Origin of the sequence: Allobosea sp. 2RAB26, from assembly GCF_052115465.1 — a bacterium.
Lineage (GTDB): Bacteria > Pseudomonadota > Alphaproteobacteria > Rhizobiales > Beijerinckiaceae > Allobosea.
In genome coordinates this window covers 1-1139 of record NZ_JBFRGS010000061.1, presented here as the reverse complement: position 1 = coordinate 1139, position 1139 = coordinate 1, and the positions used below count along the sequence as shown (strand labels likewise).

Sequence of the window (1139 nt, the reverse complement as noted above, 5' to 3'; positions counted from 1 at the left end):
GCGTTGGCTACGCGATTTCGGCACGTTGCCGATTGCGAAGTTGAACCGCCCGCATGCGGACGTCCGAGGGGGCGGGAATGGGCGACTTTTGACCGTCAGCGGCTCACCGCAAATGTCGGAGTTGGGTCGCGAACGGACGTCCCTTTCGCGGCATGCGAATGTCTGGTTCCGGGCCATGCGCCAATGTCTGCACCTGGCGTAGCGCGGCTGCCAGCTTTCCTTGCGGCGCTTGCAAGCCGGGCTGAACCCCGCTCTATCGTCGCCCATGACGAGGACGCCGAGCGGTGGGGCGATACTGTGACACAAGGCGACACTGCCTCCGCACCACTGTCCCTTGCGGCGCTGGGCTGGACGGATTTCTTTGCAGATCAATGCGGACCAGATGACGCCTGCCTCCGGCCTGCGCGCATCGGCTCGGTGCACCGCACCCGCATGAGCGCAATCACGCCCGATGGGCCGATCAGGCTCAAGCTGCCGGTCCATACCAATACAGGCGACTTCACGGTGGGTGACTGGGTTCTGGTGGAGCCCAGCACACATCTGCTACGGCGCCGGCTGGAGCGCGCGACGGTGTTGGCGCGGCGCACCGAGGGCAGCATGACGCCGCAGCTTGCCGGGGCCAACATCGACACACTGTTCATTGTCACCTCCTGCAATGCTGATTTCAACGTCGCGCGCCTGGAGCGCTATCTTGCGCTGGCCAATGAGAGCGGAGCCGAACCTGTCATCCTGCTGACCAAGGCCGATCTCGTGCCCGACGTGCAGCCCTATCTCGACCAGGCCGCCGCCCTGCAGCGCGGGCTGGCTGTTGCAACCGTTAATCCGCGCAGCTCTCACGCGGCGGCTGCGTTCGCGTCCTGGTGTGGCGAAGGCCGCACCCTCGCGCTGGTCGGTTCGTCCGGCGTCGGCAAATCGACTCTTGTGAACGCGCTTTCCGGCACCATCGATGGCGAACCGCAGCAGACCGGCGACATCCGCGACCACGACGCCAAGGGGCGCCACACCACGACGTCGCGCTCGCTGCATGCGATTGCCTGCGGCGGCTGGGTGATTGATACGCCGGGCATGCGCACGCTCCATGTCAGCGATGCGGCGTCTGGTCTCGAAACGCTGTTCGCCGAGATCACGGAACTAAGCCC

General features: G+C 65.6%; 1 protein-coding gene. It reads left to right on the top strand.

Going from position 1 to position 1139, the window contains the following annotated elements:
* Nucleotides 1-432 precede the first annotated feature (432 nt).
* On the top strand, nt 433-1139 hold a 707-nt coding region (rsgA, locus tag AB4118_RS33980; RefSeq protein WP_441493895.1), incomplete at its 3' end, for a GTPase RsgA.